Annotated in this window: 16 protein-coding genes and 1 pseudogene; 1 reads left to right on the top strand and 16 read right to left on the bottom strand. The window is 69.6% G+C overall.

Translation table 11 applies throughout. From position 1 onward, the window contains the following. Positions 1-389: 389 nt before the first annotated feature. The 12 genes from ACFXB5_RS29840 to ACFXB5_RS29895 all read right to left on the bottom strand — a co-directional run bounded on the left by ACFXB5_RS29840 (position 390) and on the right by ACFXB5_RS29895 (position 10,053). Positions 390-1,154, bottom strand: a complete 765-nt coding sequence (locus ACFXB5_RS29840) for a 2-keto-4-pentenoate hydratase (RefSeq protein WP_385213365.1) — start codon at positions 1,152-1,154, stop codon at positions 390-392. Continuing rightward, positions 1,151-1,939 (bottom strand): 2-keto-4-pentenoate hydratase, encoded by a 789-nt coding sequence (locus tag ACFXB5_RS29845; protein WP_385213368.1) that lies wholly within the window; start codon positions 1,937-1,939, stop codon positions 1,151-1,153. Before ACFXB5_RS29845 ends, ACFXB5_RS29840 begins: the two co-directional genes overlap by 4 nt. Further along, the gene (gene dmpG, locus ACFXB5_RS29850) at positions 1,936-2,967 is read right to left on the bottom strand and encodes a 4-hydroxy-2-oxovalerate aldolase (RefSeq protein WP_385213371.1); all 1,032 of its coding nucleotides are present in this window, start codon (positions 2,965-2,967) and stop codon (positions 1,936-1,938) included. The genes ACFXB5_RS29845 and dmpG overlap by 4 nt, the downstream gene beginning before the upstream one ends. Continuing rightward, positions 2,964-3,869 carry an acetaldehyde dehydrogenase (acetylating) gene (locus ACFXB5_RS29855; protein ID WP_385213374.1) on the bottom strand — a complete coding sequence of 302 codons (906 nt, stop codon included), beginning with the start codon at positions 3,867-3,869 and terminating at the stop codon, positions 2,964-2,966. Before ACFXB5_RS29855 ends, dmpG begins: the two co-directional genes overlap by 4 nt. Positions 3,870-3,879: 10 nt before the next feature. Next, positions 3,880-4,779, bottom strand: coding sequence for a shikimate dehydrogenase (locus ACFXB5_RS29860; protein WP_385213376.1), 900 nt, complete (start codon positions 4,777-4,779; stop codon positions 3,880-3,882). Further along, complete coding sequence (locus ACFXB5_RS29865) at positions 4,776-5,066, bottom strand: hypothetical protein (RefSeq protein WP_385213379.1); 291 nt, start codon at positions 5,064-5,066, stop codon at positions 4,776-4,778. Before ACFXB5_RS29865 ends, ACFXB5_RS29860 begins: the two co-directional genes overlap by 4 nt. After that, positions 5,063-5,518: a type II 3-dehydroquinate dehydratase gene (gene aroQ, locus ACFXB5_RS29870; RefSeq protein WP_009719469.1), complete on the bottom strand. Its 456-nt coding sequence runs from the start codon at positions 5,516-5,518 to the stop codon at positions 5,063-5,065. The genes ACFXB5_RS29865 and aroQ overlap by 4 nt, the downstream gene beginning before the upstream one ends. Positions 5,519-5,527: 9 nt before the next feature. Continuing rightward, a complete protein-coding gene (locus ACFXB5_RS29875) occupies positions 5,528-6,874 on the bottom strand; it encodes an MFS transporter (protein WP_385213382.1) in 1,347 nt (448 codons plus the stop codon). A 75-nt stretch (positions 6,875-6,949) separates the two neighbouring features. After that, a complete protein-coding gene (locus tag ACFXB5_RS29880) occupies positions 6,950-7,774 on the bottom strand; it encodes a sugar phosphate isomerase/epimerase family protein (RefSeq protein WP_385213384.1) in 825 nt (274 codons plus the stop codon). Then, positions 7,771-8,739: a VOC family protein gene (locus ACFXB5_RS29885; protein ID WP_385213387.1), complete on the bottom strand. Its 969-nt coding sequence runs from the start codon at positions 8,737-8,739 to the stop codon at positions 7,771-7,773. The genes ACFXB5_RS29880 and ACFXB5_RS29885 overlap by 4 nt, the downstream gene beginning before the upstream one ends. Then, positions 8,736-9,185, bottom strand: a complete 450-nt coding sequence (locus tag ACFXB5_RS29890) for a carboxymuconolactone decarboxylase family protein (RefSeq protein WP_050800077.1) — start codon at positions 9,183-9,185, stop codon at positions 8,736-8,738. Before ACFXB5_RS29890 ends, ACFXB5_RS29885 begins: the two co-directional genes overlap by 4 nt. Positions 9,186-9,285: 100 nt before the next feature. After that, entirely contained in the window at positions 9,286-10,053 is a 768-nt protein-coding gene (locus ACFXB5_RS29895; RefSeq protein ID WP_385213389.1) for an IclR family transcriptional regulator, read from the bottom strand. A 216-nt stretch (positions 10,054-10,269) separates the two neighbouring features. Between ACFXB5_RS29895 and ACFXB5_RS29900 the strand changes: the two are divergent. Further along, positions 10,270-10,373 (top strand): annotated as a pseudogene (locus ACFXB5_RS29900) (phosphotyrosine protein phosphatase); the annotation flags it as partial. A gap of 543 nt (positions 10,374-10,916) precedes the next feature. On the opposite strand, the gene ACFXB5_RS29905 reads toward ACFXB5_RS29900, so the two are convergent. The 4 genes from ACFXB5_RS29905 to ACFXB5_RS29920 form a co-directional block, all read right to left on the bottom strand. Beyond that, positions 10,917-12,521 (bottom strand): carboxylesterase/lipase family protein, encoded by a 1,605-nt coding sequence (locus tag ACFXB5_RS29905; RefSeq protein ID WP_385213390.1) that lies wholly within the window; start codon positions 12,519-12,521, stop codon positions 10,917-10,919. 136 nt (positions 12,522-12,657) lie between these two features. Next, positions 12,658-15,117, bottom strand: coding sequence for a beta-glucosidase (locus tag ACFXB5_RS29910; protein WP_385213393.1), 2,460 nt, complete (start codon positions 15,115-15,117; stop codon positions 12,658-12,660). Between the two features lie 246 nt (positions 15,118-15,363). After that, on the bottom strand, positions 15,364-15,603 hold the full coding sequence (locus ACFXB5_RS29915) for a hypothetical protein (RefSeq protein WP_385213394.1): 240 nt from the start codon (positions 15,601-15,603) through the stop codon (positions 15,364-15,366). Beyond that, positions 15,603-16,532, bottom strand: coding sequence for a hypothetical protein (locus ACFXB5_RS29920; protein WP_385213397.1), 930 nt, complete (start codon positions 16,530-16,532; stop codon positions 15,603-15,605). The genes ACFXB5_RS29915 and ACFXB5_RS29920 overlap by 1 nt, the downstream gene beginning before the upstream one ends. Positions 16,533-17,312 lie beyond the last annotated feature (780 nt).

Here is a 17,312-nt window from a genome sequence, read left to right on the forward strand (position 1 = left end):
CGCGGGGGCGAAGTTGTGACCGCCACGACCGTGAAAACGCGATGCCCCGGTTATCTGGGATAGCTCGCTCAGAACCGGGCCTTTCGTCGTTTCCGGGCACAAGAATCAACCCGTCGGCGTGGCGGGCCGCTGGACGGACTGCTACTGGACGTGACCTGCTGGACAGACGAACAGCTCAGAGAAGGGGCATATCTGATCACCGAGGCAATGCGGCCGGCTCGGCGGCGTCCCGTCCGAGCCGCTTCATCTCGTACAGCCTCCCGGGCGACGCGAAGGGCCTCCTCGAACTCGGGCGGACCCAGTCATTTCCCGCCCCGATGACAACCGCCTACATCTGAACCGCCCGGAGGCTGGGCCCGCGACGTGCTCGCCCTGCTTGCAGCGTTGGGTCACCGGCAGCCCAGCTCTACTGAGCCGAGGCGATCGATGGTCGCGGTGACGACATCCCCGGGCCTGACCGGGACGGCGGCGGTGAGTCCGCCGGAGAGCACGATCTGCCCGGCGGCCAGGCCTTCGTCCTCGGCGGCGAGCTGCCGGACGAGCCAGGCGACCGCGGCTGCCGGGTGACCCAGCGACGCCGCTCCGGAGGCGGTCGCGACCACCTCACCGTTCTTCTCCAGGAGGACGCCCACCAGGCGCAGGTCGATCCCGGGCGTCGTGACCGGCACGCCGACGACGAACCGGCTCGCCGAGGTGTTGTCCGCGACAACGTCGGCCATGGTGAAGCCGTAGTCCACGAATCGGGAGTCGAGGACCTCGATACCGACGGCGACCCCCGACGACGCGGCGACGACATCGGCTGCGGTGATGTGCGGGCCTTTGAGGTCCCGACCCAGAGTGAACACGATCTCCGGCTCGCAGCGCGGCTGGATGAGCGCCGAGGTGTCCAGTGGCTCGCCGAGGTCCACTGCCCCCGTGGCCGGCAGGAAGCCGTAGATCGGGCTGTCCACTCCGACCTGGGCTTGCTTGGCACGTGAGGTGACGCCGAGCTTCCAGCCGGCGATCTGTCCGGTCGCGGACCGTAGCTCGCGCTGCACCCGATATCCGGTGGGGATGTCGAGTTCGGGGAACTCGTCGGTCAGCTTGGTGATGGCGGTACGATCCGCAACGGCCTTGCTCAGCCGGGCGGCCAACTCGCTTACGTTCACGCTCATGCGATCCTCACCGTCACCGGGCCCAGCCGGTCGAACTCGGCCCGGAACACGTCGCCCGGGTTCATGGGAAGGGCCGCGTGCAGCGCGCCCGTCAGAATCAGGTGCCCAGGCTCCAGGGCAACCCCGTGCTCGCCCAGGGTGTTCGCCAGCCACGCGACGACGGCGACCGGGTCTCCCAGCGCGGCGGCGCCGGCGCCCGTGTCGACCAATTCGCCGTTGCGGGTCAGAACCATCCCGGCCAGCCGGGGATCCCAGCCGTTCGGACCGTCGTCGAGAGGCACGATGCGACTGGAGGTGGCCATGGCGCCGTTCGACGCCAGGTCGGCGACGGTGTCGGCGAGTTTGATCCGCCAGTCCGCGATCCTGGAGTCGATGATCTCCATCCCGGCCACGGCACCCGCGATGGCGGCCCGGGCCTGGGTGACGGTGACACCCGGGCCCTCGAGCCGGTCGCCCAGAACGAAGACGATCTCGGCCTCGACCTTGGGTGCCACGAACGCGTCGAGCGGGACCGCGTCCCCGTCGCGGTAGAGGGTGGAGGCCAGAACCGGTCCGTAATCGGGAGTGTCGATGCCGAGCGCCTTCTGCATCGGGGCAGCGGTGAGCCCGACTTTGTGCCCCACGACCCGATCGCCGTCGGCGAGCAGGAGTTGCACGAGCTCCTGCTGGATGGCGTAGCCGTCGTCCATGCCGAGACCGGGTTCGGCGTCGGTGAACGGCGGGATCGCGGTACGGGTGCGCCGGGCCTCGTAGAGAGCGTGGGCCTTGGCCGTCGTATCGGTCATGTGGTCTGCTCCTCGGCCAGCGCGATGGCGATGTCGATGATCATGTCCTCCTGGCCGCCGACGTAGCCGCGCTCGCCGCAGCGGCGCAAGATGGCGTGCGCGGGGACCTTGTACCGCTCGGCCGCACGCTCGGCATGCAGCAGGAAGCTTGAGTAGACCCCTGCCCAGCCCTGCATGATCGCGTTGCGGTCCATCTTCGGCCACCGGCTCAGGTAGGGCCGGACGACCTCTTCGGCAGCGTCGAGCAGCAGCCCGGCGTCGAGCCCGGTCGCGACGCCGAGCCGGTCGAACACCGCCCCGAGCACCTCGGTGGGGGAGTTTCCCGCGCCGGCACCGAGCGCGCACAGTGAGCCGTCGATGTAGCGGACGCCGACCTGGTGCGCGATCACGGAGTTCGCGACGCCCAAACCCATGTTCTGGTGACCGTGGTAACCGACCCAGGCCTCGTCACCGACCTCGGCGACCAGGGCCTCGAAGCGAGCGCGCGCGTCGTCCATGAGCAGAGCGCCGGCGGAGTCGGTGACGTACGGTGCCTGGCAGCCGGCGTCGATCATGATCCGGGCCTGCTTCGCCAGGTTCTCCGGGTCGGTTTTGTGAGCCATCATCAGGAACCCGGCAGTCTCCATGCCCAGCTCCCGGGCCACGGCGAAATGCTGCGGGGAGACGTCGGCCTCGGTGCAGTGGGTGGCCACACGGACCATCTCGGCGCCGGCGTCGTGGGCACGTTTGAGGTCGTCGACCGTGCCGATGCCGGGGACCAGCAGGACGGCGATCTTCGCCCGGCGGGCCTCCTCGCGGGCGGCGTTGATCAGGCTCATCTCGTCGGTGCCGGAGAAACCGTAGTTGAATGAGGAACCGCCGACGCCGTCACCGTGGCTGACCTCGATCCACTCCATCCCGGCGGCGTCCAGCGCGCGGACAGTGTCGCGGACTTGGGTTTCGGTGAAGCGGTGCGCCACGGCGTGGCTACCGTCGCGCAAGGTGGTGTCGATGATGCGGACGTCGTCGCGCAGCACGGGGCGGGTCATGCGGAGACCTCCAGCTTGGCGCGGGCCATCAGCTCGCCGATCCGGGCAGCCGCGGCGGTCATGATGTCGAGGTTCCCGGCGAAGGGCGGCAGGTAGTCGCCGTTGCCCTTGACCTCGAGGAACACCGCGACCCGGGCGTGCCCACCCCAGGCCTCGGTCGGCTCGTCGAACTGGGGCTCGGCACGCAGCGTGTAGCCGGGCACGTATTCCTGGACCGCGGCGACCATCTCGTGGACCGAAGCGGTGATCGCTGCTCGGTCGGCGTCGTCGCCGATCATGCAGAACACGGTGTCCCGCATGATCATCGGCGGCTCGACCGGGTTGAGGATGATGATCGCCTTGCCACGGGTCGCGCCACCGACTTCGGCCACGGCCTGCCCGGTGGTGTGCGTGAACTCGTCAATGTTCGCACGGGTGCCCGCACCCGCCGAGCGGGACGCGATGGATGCGACGATCTCCGCATAGGGCACCGGTGTGATCCGGGAGACGGCGTGCACGATCGGGATGGTGGCCTGGCCGCCGCAGGTGATCATCGAGATGTTGGGCGACGCGATGTGGTCGGCGCCGTTGACGGCCGGCGAGACCATGGGGCCCAGGTGCGCCGGGGTGAGGTCGACAGCCTGGATGCCCGCTTCCGCGTAGCGCGGGGCGCTGGCGGCGTGGGCCTTGGCCGAGGTTGCCTCGAACACGATCTGCGGGAGCGGGTCCTGTCGGAGCAGCCAGTCCACCCCCTCCGCGCTGGCCTCGATGCCGCGGGCGCGGGCGCGGGCCAGACCGTCGGACTCGACGATGCCCACGACATACCGGACGTCGATCACCTGGCTGTGGGCGAGCTTCGCCAGCAGGTCGGTGCCTATGTTCCCGGGGCCGACTATGGCCGCCGGGATCTTCTGCTGCCCCATGGTGGGACCGTCACATCCTCTCGATCGGGTGGGGAGAGAGCGCCCCGCTCAGCGGAGCGCGGGAGACTTCAGGGGCGACGAGTTCGCGCAGGTGGGCGTACATCCGCGAGGGATCCGGCTCCAGGCCGGTGAACAGCCGGAAGGCATCGGCGGCCTGGTGGGCGTTCATCCGGCCGCCGTCGAGGAAGACCGCGCCCGCCTCGGCGGCGGCCGCGAGCAGAGCGGTGTGGAGCGGCCGGAACACGATCTCGGCGACCCAGAGGTCGGGCCGCAGGCAGTTGCCGGGCACTGCCTGGCCGGGGTGATCAGCCATCCCGACCGGGGTTGCGTGCACGACCCCGTGCGCGTTCGCGAGCAGCGTCGGGAGCTCGGTGAGTCTGCCACCGCGGACCCGGTACGGGTCGAGGTCGGCGGCGAGGCGAGCCGCCCGGTCCGGGTCGGCGTCGACGACGTCGAGTCGCTCAGTACCGAGGTCGAGCAGCGCGTAGGCTGCCGCGGCGCCCGCCCCGCCCGCGCCGACGAGGACGACCCGGTCCAGCGGGGCGCCCGCGAGCCCGTCGACGAGGCCGCGCCGGAAGCCGGTCCAGTCGGTGTTGTGGCCCGCGAAGCCGTCCTCACCGATGACCACGGTGTTCACCGCGCCGATCGCTGCCGCATCAGGGGACAGGGTGTCCAGGTGCGCGAGGACCAGCTGTTTGCAGGGATGCGTGATGTTGAGGCCCCGGTAGCCGCCATCCCTGGCTCGCAGCAGCAGGTCGCCGACATCACCCGGAGAGGCCCCCAGGGCGTGGAGGTCCCACAGGTCGTAGCGCAGCTCAAGGCCGAGCACTGTAGCCTCCCGCTCGTGCATCGCAGGGGACAGCGAGGACCCGATCCCGCTTCCGATCAGGCCCGTCAGCAGAGTCGTCACGATTCCCCCTTGGGGTCGGCCGAGGCGAGCACGGGCTCGATCATCCGGATCGTGGCGACCGCGGAACGCGGGGTGACCGGCACCGTCACCGCGTCCGATCCGGACGCCGGGAAGCTCTCCGGGTCCGGGGCGTGGCGCGGAATTGCCAACCATGCGCCGAACGCCGCCGCACGGTCGGGCTCGATGTCGTCGACGCCCACCAGGTCGACACCGGGGATCGCCTGAAGCGCGGCGGCGTGGTTGACGGCGATCCCGGTTCCGATGATGCCGGTCCGCAGCGCGCTCATAGGGCGTCCTTCCGTACGAGGGCACGGTCCAGCGCCTCGACCCCGTAGACGTAGCCCTGGATCCCGGCTCCGACGAAGACTGCCTCGGCGATGTCGGAGACGTAGGAGTGGTGCCGGAACTCCTCGCGCTTGTGCACATTGGTGATGTGCACCTCGGCGATGAGCAGTTCGGAGGCGAGCAGCGCGTCACGCAATGCCACGGACGTGTGGGTGAACGCACCCGGGTTGATCACGACGCCGTCCGTGCCCCCGCGCGCCTCGTGGAGCCGGTCGACAAGCGCGCCCTCCCAATTGCTCTGCAAGAAGTCGGCTTTGTATCCGAGCGCCTCCGCGCGTTGCGCGGTGATCCGCTCGACGTCAGCGAGGGTGTCGGCACCGTAGAGGGCGGGCTCACGGGTCCCGAGCATGTTCAGGTTCGGGCCGTTCAGGATCAGCAGGCGGCCGTGTCGCATGGAGGCTCCTCACAAGGTGGTGGTCACGCGGGCTGCGGGGGCTGCTGCGGTCGTCCGCGGGGTGCGTCCCAGCTGTTTCAACGGCACGTGGGCGGTCTCGCGGCCTGCGAAGGCCGCCGCCGCGGCGAGCACGCAGAGCACGGCGAGCAGGATCGCGAGCGGAACCCAGCCGAACGCACCCGTGCCGATCATGAGCGCGGCGATGGTGGGCAGGAAGCCCTGGGGCACGTTTGCGAACTGGGTCGAGACCGCCATGCCGGTGTAGCGGACCCGGGCGTCGAACATCTCCGCGTACAGGGACGGCCAGACGCCGTTCGGCGCGGCGTAGCACACCGAGCCCAGCAGGACTGAGGCGAGCACGACGAGTGACCAGTTCGAGGTCGTGATGGCCCAGAAGTAGACGAACACCGACGCGGCGCAGCCCAGGGCGCCCGCGGCGAACACCGGGCGGCGGCCGATCTTGTCCGACAGCTTGGCCCACAACGGGATCGTGACGACTTGGCCGATGTTGGAGATCACGATCGTCCACAGCATCGAGGAGCGCGAGATGTTCCACTGCTCCACCGCGTACCCCAGGCCGAACACGGTCACGGTGGTGGAGATCGTGCCGTAGAGGTGGCAGACGACGATCCGAAGGAACGAGCCCCAGTAGTGGCGGACGAATACCGTCAGCGGGAACTTGACGACCTCCTGGCTCTCCTTCATCTCCTCGAAGGCGGGCGGCTCCTCCAGCGTCCGGCGCACGAACATCGCCACGACCACCACGATGGCGCTGGCCCAGAACGGCACCCGCCAGCCCCAGGAATAGAGGGCCTCGGTCGGCAGGGCCGCGACCGGGATGAAGGCCAGTGTCGCCACGACCAGCCCGGCCTGGGTCCCGGAGAGAGTGAAGCTGGTGAAGTAGCCGCGCCTGCCCTCGGGAGAATGCTCCAGGGTCATCGAACTCGCGCCGCTCTGCTCGCCTGCGGCGGAGAACCCCTGCGCCACACGGCACAGCACCAGCAGGATCGGTGCCCAGACGCCGATGACGGAGTAGCTGGGAAGACAGCCGATCAGGAAGGTCGAACCGCCCATGGTGGCCAGCGTGAAGATCAGGACGCGCTTGCGGCCGATCCGGTCGCCGAAGTGGCCGAGGAAGAACGAGCCGATCGGCCGGGCGATGTAGGCGACCGCGAAGGTCGCCAGCGCGGCCAGCGTGCCGGTGGTCGCGCCGGCGTCGGGGAAGAACACATGGCTGAAGACCAGCGCCGACGCCGATCCGTAAATGAAGAAGTCGTAATACTCGACCATGCTGCCCAGGAAAGACGCGAGCGCGGCCTTCCGGGGCGTTTGGCCCGTTGTCTTCGTATGGGACACGAGACACTTCCTTGTGTCAGGTTCGAGCTGGATTCTGTGACAGATTCACGCCGAGGCGAGGCGGAGGTCCGCGGATCAGCCGTTGAGAACGGCGGTGGCCGAAGCGAAGGCCTGCCGGGCGGCCTCGTCGACCGGCAGGGCGCGGAACCACGGGTCGTTGACCTCGACTGACCAGGGGCCGGTGTAGCCGAGGTTGCGGAGCTCCGCGACCAGCGCGCGGACGGGGAGCTCACCCCTGCCCGGCAGTAACCGGGTGGAACGGGCCTTGTACAGCATGTCCGGGTCGTCCGGGCGGACCCGGGGACCGTCGTTGAGCTGGACGCCGGCGACTTCCCTGGCGTCGATGTCGTGGAGCACGGCGGTGTCGGCGCCGGTGGCGAACCAGTGCCAGATGTCGATCATCACGCCCGCGTTCGGCGCCCCGCTGCGCCGGACCACGTCGAGTGCCGCGGGATAGTCGCACAGGGCGCCCCAGGCGAATGCCTCCACCGCCAGGGTGACGTCCAGGGGGGCCAACCGGGCAGCCAGCTCGGCGAGGTGGTCGGCCGCGCGTCCGGGATCGGCCGGTCCGGCGGCGAACTCGCCGGAGGTGACCCGGAGCGGCCCCCAGGCGCGCGCGGCCTCAGCGAGCGTGACCTCGGCGTCCGAGGGCGTCGCGACCGACTCGGCGAGCGCCCACCCGCCGAGGAACTCGGCCTCGGTGACGGCGAGCCCGGTATCGGCGGCCACGGTGCGCACGGCACCGACCCCGCCGTGCGCCGCGAGGTCGGCGAACTGCACACCGATCCCGGTGAATCCCGCCCTCGCGGCAGCGGCGGCCCGCGCGGCGAAAGGAGTGCGCGCGGGATCGGTGAACCCGGCCCCGTGCAGCGTCACGTAGCTCGCGGTCAGCCCGGTCACGCGGACGCCCCTGCGAACGGCGGGGTCGCGTGGGTGTGGAACGACTCCGGCACGCCCAGGCCCCACGCGGTGCCGCGGCCTTTCGACTCGGTGTCCCACGTGACGGTCTCGAAGTCCGGCGCGAAGATGTGGATCCCGCCGGTGAACACCTCGACGCGGTTGCCGCCGGGCTCGTACACGTAGAGGAAGAAACCTTGAGTGCGCGAGTGCTTGGCGGGACCGAACTCGATGAACACGTCGTTCTCGAGGAAGACGTCGGCGGCGCGGATCACATCCGAGGTCTCGGGCACGGCGTAGGCCAGGTGGTGCAGCCGTCCGGTGGTGGGGGCGGGTTCCTTCGTGAGCGCGAGGTCGTGGGCCTTCGTCATGACCGACAGCCAAGCGCCGACCTCGTCGCCCCCGGCGGGGACGAGCCGCTCACGCAGCTTGAACCCGAGGACCTCCTGCTGGAAGCGGCTCGCCTCGGCGACGTCCGGCACCAGCAGGTTGATGTGGTCGATGCGCGCGGCAGCGGCGCCCTTGGGGGCGAAGCGCTGCGGCTGGTTCGGAAGGGCCGGCGCCTCGCCGGGCGGCGGCACGTACTTCTCGGTCTCGAAGTACACCTCCTGGATATGCCCGCCGACGCCGGTGTAGCGGTAGGCCTTGCCGTGGCCGAAGTCGCCGTCATGCCAGGCGCCCTCGACGTCGTGCTTCTCCAGCGCGGCGACGCGTCGCTCGAGGGCCTGCGGGCTGGTCGCCCGCCACGCCACGTGGCCCAGACCTGCCTCGGGGGCGCCCGTCAGGGTGAGTGAGGTCAGGACGTCGTCGTTCCAGGCACGCAGGTGCGCCCGACCGGGGTCCTCGCCGACGAGGGTCAGCCCGTAGACCTCGGTGAAGAACGCGACGGACTCCTCGAGCCGGGGCGTGCGCAGCTCGGCGTGGCCGAGCTGGGCGATGTCGTACATCGGCTCCGGGTGGCTGCTCATCGCACCGTGCCTTCCTCAGCGATGGCCTTGGCTTCCAGCTCGGCGACGCCCTCCAGGATGGACGGCGCGTGATTGGCGATCGAGACCCCGCCGAAGAGGTAGGCGAGGTTGATCGCAGCCTGCAGCTCTTCCCAGCTCGCCCCGGCCCGCCGGGCCGCATGTCCGTGGATCTTCGCCGCGTCCCGCAGCTGCACCGCCAGCACGGCGAACAGGATCAGCTGGACGGTCTTCTGATCCAGCACATCGGTGTAGGTGACGAGGTTGCGGACCTTCTCCTGCGCGAGCAGCAGCTCTGGGTTCGTCCGGCCCAGGCTGTCGAAACGAGCCTGGATACGCGGTGGCACGAAGCCCGCCATCTCGCGGTACGTCTGCAGGTAATGGTCGATCTCGTGCTGCTGCTCCGTGGTGGGGACCGCGCCCTCGGCGTCCGGTGTACTGCCAGTCATGGGTGACCTTCCCGTTTCGGTGGCAAAGGTCACAGTCGTGGCTGCGGCAGGTGTGGCGAAAGCCCGCGTTCCCATTGAACGGGAGTGCAGAGCGGAAAAGTCAGGGATGGGAGCGAATCTGCTGGTCACGTAGCGAGCGGGAAATAGAGATGGCGGCGGTGCGTACCGCGGGCGCCAGCCGTTCCGGGCGTCCACCAGTGGTGTGCAGGACGACATCCAGTGCCGCGACAACCGCTCCCGAGGCGTCTCGAATGGGCGCGGCGACCGACAGTGACCCCAGCGTGAGCTCCTCGTAGGCGAAGGCGACGCCCGTGCCGCGTACGTCGTCGAGGACCCGGACGAGCCGGCCGGGTTCGACGATGGTGTGCCGTGTGAACCGCGCCAGTGGTGCCGCCAGAACCTTGGCCTGCACCTCTTTGGGCGCATGAGCCAGCAGCACCTTGCCGACCCCGGTGGCATGCAGCGGCAGGCGCCCGCCGCGGCGCGACTTCACCAGCAGCGCACCGGCCCCGGAGATCTTCTCTATGTAAAGCGCCTGACTGTCCTGACAGACGGCGAGATGAACGTTCTCCTTGGTCCCCTCGAACAGGTCCTGCATGACCGAGAGGGCGACGTCGCGCAGCGACTCGCCGCGAGGGGCGAGCGATCCGAGCTCCCACATGCGTAGCCCGACCCGGTAGCCGGCACCGTCACAGCGCTCCAGTCCGCCCCACGCGACGAGCTCGGTGGCCAGCCGGTGCGCCGTCGACAAGGGCAGCCCGGTGCGGGCGCTGAGCTCGTTGAGAGTGAGCTCAGGGGAGTCAGGGCCGAAGGCGTCGAAAAGCGCGACGACCTTGCTCGTTACTGAGCGCCCTGGAATCTCGGCCATGGTTCCTCCGTTCACCGCTTGAACCCGGGCATCTCCAGAGACGCCGTTCACTGGACAGACCCGCGTCACCCGCAGCTCTCGCCGTAGGTGGGTGTTCCAGCTGCGAGCAGCCGGCGGGTCCATTGGAATGCTGCGGTGATGCTGGTGTCCAGAGTCTCGCTCAAGACTGGGATGGGCAGGGATGCGGCCGGCGCAGGCATCACGAATTCCCGCAGCGGTACGCGGGGCCCGGTCTTCCCCGGCAAGAGGTGCCTCGACTGGCCCTCGAAGAGCCGACGGGCAAGGGCGTCGAGGCCGTCCGCCCCATCCGCGACGAGATCGGGCGTTCCTGGCGGCGCTGCTGCACCGGCTGCCGTTGCCGGTTCTGCGGCAGGTGCGGTTGCGCTGGCATCGTGACCTTGCCAGGCGCCTTCATCGCGAGCTGCTCGTGCTGGGAGTGAAGGCGGCCGCGTCGACCGTCTGGAAGAGCCTGAAGGATGCCGGCGTCGATCCGGCGACCGACGGGAGCTCCAGCACGTGGGCCGACTTCCTGCGCTCCCAAGCCGACACCCTCCTGGCCTGGACTTACTTGAGACGGTCCCCCTGTCCGGCACGCGGATGTAACGCTCAGCCCGCTCTCGACCGAGCCCGGATCTCGCGCCAATGCCCCATTCCTCCCACGGCTGTACCCCTCTTGACCAGTGCTTTCGGACCAGTCACGGACCAAACGCCCGGTTCAGCCCTCGGGTCACGGCGGTTCTCTCACCACGAGCAAACCGTTCGCCTGCCTCGTACGGGATCCGACATCGACACGAGACAGTGGGGGTGAGCAGAGTCGGGGACTGGCGCGGTGGCTGATGCTCCGATTCCAGTCCCCGGCCTCCTCAGGAGTGCTGCGTGCCCGGCGTCGTGTCCCAGAACGCGCACTGGTGTTCCGTCGAGTACCGGTCGTCGTCGATCAGGGCACTCCTGCCCCCAGCCCGCAGCGACAGCATCAGGCCCTTGCCCCTGTGATAGCCAGGCCAGACCGTCTGCCGGGCGACGGTCGGCCGGCCGGTCTTCGTGAAGGCGCCCCAGTACCGCGTCATCTCGCGGGCGAGTCGGCGCTCGTCGGCGTTGAACAGCGGGGCGATGGGTGTGCCGTTGTTGAAGCTGGGCCAGATGTAGGCGAGTTCCGCGGCGTGGCCGGCCCCCCAGACGTAGCCGGGGATCTGCGTCAGGCCGGGGCCGGTCCGGTGGTCGAACTCGTACGCATAGGTGGGGGTGTACCGCTCAAGGGTACGGGCGAGCGAGCGGAGCCCGCACCCGCCGATCCCCGCGACGCTCCCCGAGTCGGTCATGATCGCGCCGATGAGGTACGCCGTGGTGTACCGGTCGGACGTATCGGGCCAGGGGTAACGGGCGAGGACCTCGTCGGCGCGGGCACCGGCGAGGTTCTGGACGAAGGCGAGGTAGGCCTCCTTGCCCGCGCCTATGTAGCCCGCGGCGAAGGTGCGGCCCTCGTCACGGTTGGCACCGACGACCACGGGCACGCGGGTGAACCCCCCGCTGTCCAGCGCCTCGCGTAGTCCGGTCGGGAACGTCGGAGTTCCGTCCACGAAGCCGGCCGAGAAGGTCCGGCTCGCGTCGAGGAGCGTACCCGCCGAAGCCGACCGCAGACAGTCGAGGACGGCCGCCTGAGCCGTGCCGTCGCAGCCCGCCTGCCGGGCGAACGCCGTCCCGGCGGCCTCCGCCCGGGCCTGCGGCCCGCTGCGACAGGAGCCGCTCTGGATCATGGCGCGGGCGAACAGCCCGCGCGAGCCGGGCGACACGAGATGACCGCAGACGGACCAGCCGCCCGCGGACTCGCCGTCGATGGTGACCTCACCGGGGTTACCGCCGAAGGCGGCTATGTTGCGCTGCACCCAGCGCAGCGCGGCCTGCTGGTCCATGAACCCGTAGTTGCCGGACTCGCCGCCCTCTTCGGTGAGGGCGGGCAGGCCGAGGAAGCCGAAGGCGCCGAGTCGGTAGTTGAGCGAGACGCCGATGACACCCGTCTCCTTGACGAGCTTCGACTCGTCGTTCTGCGAGCCGCTGCCGTTGTTCAGGCCACCGCCGTGGATGAAGACGTGCACCGGAAGACGGGCGCCGGCCCGCACGCCCGACGGCCGCCACACGTTGACGTCGAGGCAGTCCTCGGTCTCGCTGCGTGGTCCGTTGCCGCTGGGCAGGACGGGGCAGGGATTGCCGAAGTCGGCCGCCTCCCGGACGCCGGTCCACCGCGCCGCGGGCCGCGGCGGCTTCCAACGCAGGGAGCCGGTGGGCGCCGCCGCGTAGGGGATGCCGAGGAACCTCTCGACGCCCTTCGAGGTGGCGCCGCGCACGGCGCCCTTGTCGGTGGTCACCGCGGTCGGCGCCGTCGCGGACGCCGTCGCGGGCAGCAGCCCGACGACGGCGAGGGACATGACCAACGCGCCGCCCAGGGCAGTACGGATTCTGCTGGCAGTCATGGATGGGGACCTCTCTGGCCGGGTGCCGACCGCACGGTGCGGCCGGCCCCCTTGGTGGTGGAGGGAAGGAGCCGGGCCGGGGCCGGCCCGGCATCAGACGCCGCTCGTCACCCGGCCGATGTCGCGAGCCGGGCGGTCAGCGGGTGACCTCGACGCCGCCGTGCAGGGGGAGCGTCCGCGACGAGGAGCCGACCCACACCTCCCGGTGCCCGGTGCCGAGCTCCCAGGCGTGGGAGGAGGCGTTCCAGTACTTCAGCTGCTGTGCGTCGACCTGGATGCGTACGGTCTTCGACTGACCGGCGCGCAGATGCACCTTCTGGTAGCCGCCGAGCGAGCGCACCGCCTGGGGCGCGGTGGTCTCCGGGCTCGCACCGACGTAGACTTGGGCGACCTCGTCACCGTCGCGGGTGCCGGTGTTCTTCAGCGTGAACGAGACGGTCAACGTGCCGTGACTCTGCCGAACCGCGAGGTCGCGGTAGGCGAAGGAGGTGTACGACAGGCCGTAGCCGAAGGGAAACAGAGGGGCGGCCTTCTCCTTGTCGTACCAGCGGTAGCCCACGTAGATGCCCTCGGAGTAGTTCTCCTGGTTGTCCACTCCCGGGTACCTGAGCGGGTCGCCGGCGACCGGTGTGGCGGACTCGCTCGCGGGGAACGTCTGGGTGGTCTTGCCCGACGGGTTCACGTCGCCGTAGAGCAGGCGGGCGGTGGCCTCGGCCCCGTTTTCCCCGGGGTAGTACGTGTCGAGCACCGCCTTGACCTTGGACAGCCACGGCATGGTGATCGACGATCCCGTGTTGAGGACGACGATCGTGTTCGGGTTGGCGTCGGCGACGGCGGAGATGAGCCCGTTCTGGTCGGCCGGCAGGGAGAGGTTCTTCCGGTCGGCGCCCTCGGTACCGTCGTCGTGGGCGAAGACGATGGGCGTCTTCACCTGGCGGGCAAGGGCCACGGCCTGCTCCCGGGCGGCCTGCGCGGCCTGCGGGGTGACCCAGTTCAGCCGGATCTTGGCCGGTGCGCCCTGGATGGCCAGGGCGTTGGCCGCGAAACGGTGCGTTCCCGCCGTGAGGTGCACCGTGGCGCTGCTGGAGCCCAGGAAGCCGGTGATGACGCTCTTGCCGTCGATCTTCAGCGCGCCGTACGCGGCGGGAAGGTCGTAGACGAAGGAGTAGTCGCCGTCGGCCGGCACCGTGAGGGTGCCGCTGTAGTCGAAGGGGGCGGCCGGGGTGACGGTGATCGTGCCGTCCGAGCCGACCGGCAGGGCGGGGCTGAGGGCCGTCGCGGGAATGGGGGCGCCGGTGTTGTCGACGCCGGCCGCGTAGCGCACCGTGGCATTCCGGCCGGCCCGCTGCGTGATGGTGGCCAGTGGCGAGGCAGCGGAGTCCGGTACGACGTTGGAGCTGCCGCCGCCGGTGACCTTCGGTGTCTTCGCGGTCGGGCCGATGAGTCCGATGTCGGTGTCCTCGCCGGTCAGCGGAAGCGCCTTGCCGGTGTTCTTCAGCAGGACCGAGCCGGACTCGGCCACCTTCTGCGCGACCTTGGCGCCGCCCTGCGGGTCGCGTGCGGGCCGCCGGCCCGCGGTCCCGTCGAGGAGACCGAATGTGTTCATCTGACCCAGGATGCGGGCGACCGAGTCGTTGAGCTCCGAGACCGGAATGGTGCCGTTCGTTATCGCGGTCTTCAGTTTGTCGCCCAGAAAGACGCCGCTCGGCATCTCCTGGTCGAGGCCGTTCACGATGTCGGTCGTCGCGTGGGCCGCGCTCCAGTCCGACATGACCCAGCCCTGGAAGCCCCACTGCTCCTTGAGGATCGAGTTGAGCAGTTCGTCGCTGCCGCAGCCGTGACTGCCGTTCACCGAGTTGTACGAGCACATCACCGCACCGGCGCCGGCCTTGGCGGCGGCCTCGAAGGCGGGCAGCTCGATCTGACGCAGGGTCTGCTCGTCGAGGTTGACGTTCACCCCCATGCGGTTGTCTTCCTGGTTGTTCTCCGCGTAGTGCTTGACGGTGGCGATCAGGCCCTGGCTCTGAACGCCACCGATCTCGCCGGACACCATGCGGGAGCTGAGCAGCGGGTCCTCGCTGAAGGTCTCGAAGTTCCGCCCCGCGTACGGCACGCGGATGATGTTCGTCATCGGTGAGAGCAGGACGTCCTGGCCGAGCGCACGGCCGTCGCGTCCGATGACCTGGCCGAACGTACGGGCCAGTCGGTCGTCGAAGGACGAGGCGAGCGCGACCGGCGCCGGCATCGCGGTGGCGTGCGCGTTGACCCGGACGCCCGCCGGACCGTCGGTGAGCCGCAGTTCGGGGATGCCCAGGCGGGGAACCCCGGGGATGTATCCGGCCTGGCCGAGGGCACGGGGATCGGTGCCTCCATGGACGAAGGACAACTTCTCGTCCAGCGACATCCGGGCGATGAGGGCAGCGACGCGGGGAGACACGCTGACGGTGCCCCGAGCGTCACCCGCGCCCACGCCCGAGGCGCCAGGGGCCACGGCCGTGCCCGCGGCAAGGAGCATCGCGCTCGCTCCCGCGATCAGGGCCGTGCGGCGCAACCGGCCTCTGCTGCGACGTCGTACCGATGTCCGATTGAACTCCATGCGGACTCCTCACCAACGAAAGTATTCGACGATTTGAGTCTGAACAATTCATGTCTCTGATGGACGGAATTGAGATGGCGAATCGGGCTTCCGGGAGATAAATCGAGAGCAGGCGGCGAACTCTCACTACGCGGGAGGAAAAAGAAACGACCGGAATTCCTTCCTGATAGGGGATTGCCGGGGGCTGAGACTGCGCCGACGCTGCCGGAGTTGCCGGGGCCGTGGGTGACCGCCGCGTGCGGCCGGCTACCGGGACTGTTCGAAGAGCCAGTCGATGACCACGTCGTTCTCATACGTCTGGGCCCATGCGACGTGTGGGCTCACCGGTGTCGTTCCGGGCGTATGGCTCGTGGACAGGACGTGACTGCGCGCGGCCCGGGCCTGCCGTAGGAGCTCCCGCGACCGGGCCTCGAATTGCGCCTTTTGCAGATCGTTGGCCCACTCTCCGCGGCTGACCGGTGCACCGGCGGCCTCGAGCGCGTTCATCAGTGTCCAGGTACCGGGGTTGCCGAACCGACCCTCCCGGTAGGGGACGACCGGGTCGCCGACGGAGTGGTCGGCCCACATCGGAATGTGCGTGATCCTCTCCATGGCGGCCGGGTCGCCCCAGCCGGCCGTGGGCAGGGCAGCCGCGAACACCTCGGGTCGCTTCGCCAGCAGGCTGTAGATGCCACGCCCGCCTGAGGACAGGCCGACGACGTAGAGCCTGTGTCCACGTTGCGGGAGTGCTCGCTCACGAAGGTGTCAATGAGTTCGATCAGCGCGGCCTGGACCTTGGCGTCGGTCCAGTCCGTGCCGTCGGGTCCGTCCATGGGACGGGGCAGAGGGATCTGCGGAGAGAGGACGAACGCGGGGTCGCGGCGCTGTCGTTCCGGCTTGGCGAACGTGACCGCGATCCGGTTGGAAGTGAGCTGGGTCATGTTGTTGTCCGCGACTTCGCCACCGCCGTACAGGGTGACGACAAGCGGGTACCGCGTGCGCGTCTGAGGATTGCGTACGAATCCCTCGGGCCGGTACAGCCGGAAGTCCAGTTCCAAACCCGCGGAGTCGGTGAAGGAACCGGCGGCGAATTCGTCGACCACGGGAGTGATGATCTCGTTGTTCCGGCTCGCGAACGGATCAGCCTTGAGCACCAGTTCACCTCCCGGGGTGCGCACGTCCGCGACCTGTCTGACGGAGTATGCGCGGTCGAGCGGAAGGGGATCGGTGCCGGCGGCCCGCGCGTTGGAGTCGTTCGGGTCGAGTTCGACGATCAGGCGGTCCCCCGGCCGTCCGGGATCGGATCGGTCGTCCACTTCGGCGACGGCGTTGGGGTAGACCCGGGTCACCGTGCGAGCCGCTGTCTGCTTGCCCACAGTGGCCTTGACCGCACCTGCCGTGACGGTGAGCACCGTGCGTCTGGTGATCCCTCTCATGGGTCCTCGTCTCAGTCGGTGGGGCACCCGGACCAGGTGCCTCTGTGTGGTCCCGGCACCCGACTCCGGACTCCCGGAAGCAGGCGGCACGTTGTGGGCCCGAACGGCACGTGCGGTGTCCGCGGCCGACGGAGGCTCCGCTCGGGCCCGGGACGCCGGTCACAAGGAGAAAGCACCGGCCACCAGTGCACCGACGGTCATGACGAGGGTGGTGGCTGAGCCCAGGGCTGCCAGCATGGCGGCGCTCGCTTTCTCGGGGACGGCCCTCGGCGGCGGTGGGCGGGGCTGGTGGGACAGACCGAGGTGTTACGCGAGAGTGTCGAAGCACCAACGGATCCGTGTCCAGCATCAAACCGAGATCTGTTCATGCGATAAGCGCATCAATTCACGCAGGTGCGCCCTGTACTCGTGGGCCGTGGACCACCTTGCGTCAACTGGCGGCGTTACACGGCCGTCGCCCGGGCCGCTCCCGAGCACACCTGAGCGGCAAGGGCCGCGGCGGCCCCCGGCGCAGGCCCTGTCCGCCTCACTGCGCCGCAAGCCGGTGTTCTTCCAGTCTCGACGCCACACCGGCGCATTCGTCCGCTTTCATGATCCGGGCCCGTAGCACGTGTACCACCAGCAGACGAAGAACCTGCTGGTGAGCTACTCGCCGAAGAAGCTGGGCTTCTTCCGGAGGGGCCACGTTGGTTGCCTGGAGGGAGTTCAGTGGCCCCCCGCCCCCCACACGGCCCAGGGGCGCGCCCCCCCCCCCCCCAGCCGTCCGAGGTGCGCCGGGCC

The organism is Streptomyces sp. NPDC059455 (genome assembly GCF_042750115.1).
GTDB lineage: Bacteria > Actinomycetota > Actinomycetes > Streptomycetales > Streptomycetaceae > Streptomyces > Streptomyces endocoffeicus.

Bases quoted from the DNA above. Each gene is read 5' to 3' on its own strand.
- ACFXB5_RS29840 (WP_385213365.1), bottom strand. From the start codon at position 1,154: ATGAGCGTGAACGTAAGCGAGTTGGCCGCCCGGCTGAGCAAGGCCGTT.
- ACFXB5_RS29845 (WP_385213368.1), bottom strand. From the start codon at position 1,939: ATGACCGATACGACGGCCAAGGCCCACGCTCTCTACGAGGCCCGGCGC.
- dmpG (WP_385213371.1), bottom strand. From the start codon at position 2,967: ATGACCCGCCCCGTGCTGCGCGACGACGTCCGCATCATCGACACCACC.
- ACFXB5_RS29855 (WP_385213374.1), bottom strand. From the start codon at position 3,869: ATGGGGCAGCAGAAGATCCCGGCGGCCATAGTCGGCCCCGGGAACATA.
- ACFXB5_RS29865 (WP_385213379.1), bottom strand. From the start codon at position 5,066: ATGAGCGCGCTGCGGACCGGCATCATCGGAACCGGGATCGCCGTCAAC.
- aroQ (WP_009719469.1), bottom strand. From the start codon at position 5,518: ATGCGACACGGCCGCCTGCTGATCCTGAACGGCCCGAACCTGAACATG.
- ACFXB5_RS29885 (WP_385213387.1), bottom strand. From the start codon at position 8,739: ATGAGCAGCCACCCGGAGCCGATGTACGACATCGCCCAGCTCGGCCAC.
- ACFXB5_RS29890 (WP_050800077.1), bottom strand. From the start codon at position 9,185: ATGACTGGCAGTACACCGGACGCCGAGGGCGCGGTCCCCACCACGGAG.
- ACFXB5_RS29895 (WP_385213389.1), bottom strand. From the start codon at position 10,053: ATGGCCGAGATTCCAGGGCGCTCAGTAACGAGCAAGGTCGTCGCGCTT.
- ACFXB5_RS29905 (WP_385213390.1), bottom strand. From the start codon at position 12,521: ATGACTGCCAGCAGAATCCGTACTGCCCTGGGCGGCGCGTTGGTCATG.
- ACFXB5_RS29910 (WP_385213393.1), bottom strand. From the start codon at position 15,117: ATGGAGTTCAATCGGACATCGGTACGACGTCGCAGCAGAGGCCGGTTG.
- ACFXB5_RS29915 (WP_385213394.1), bottom strand. From the start codon at position 15,603: ATGAACGCGCTCGAGGCCGCCGGTGCACCGGTCAGCCGCGGAGAGTGG.
- ACFXB5_RS29920 (WP_385213397.1), bottom strand. From the start codon at position 16,532: ATGAGAGGGATCACCAGACGCACGGTGCTCACCGTCACGGCAGGTGCG.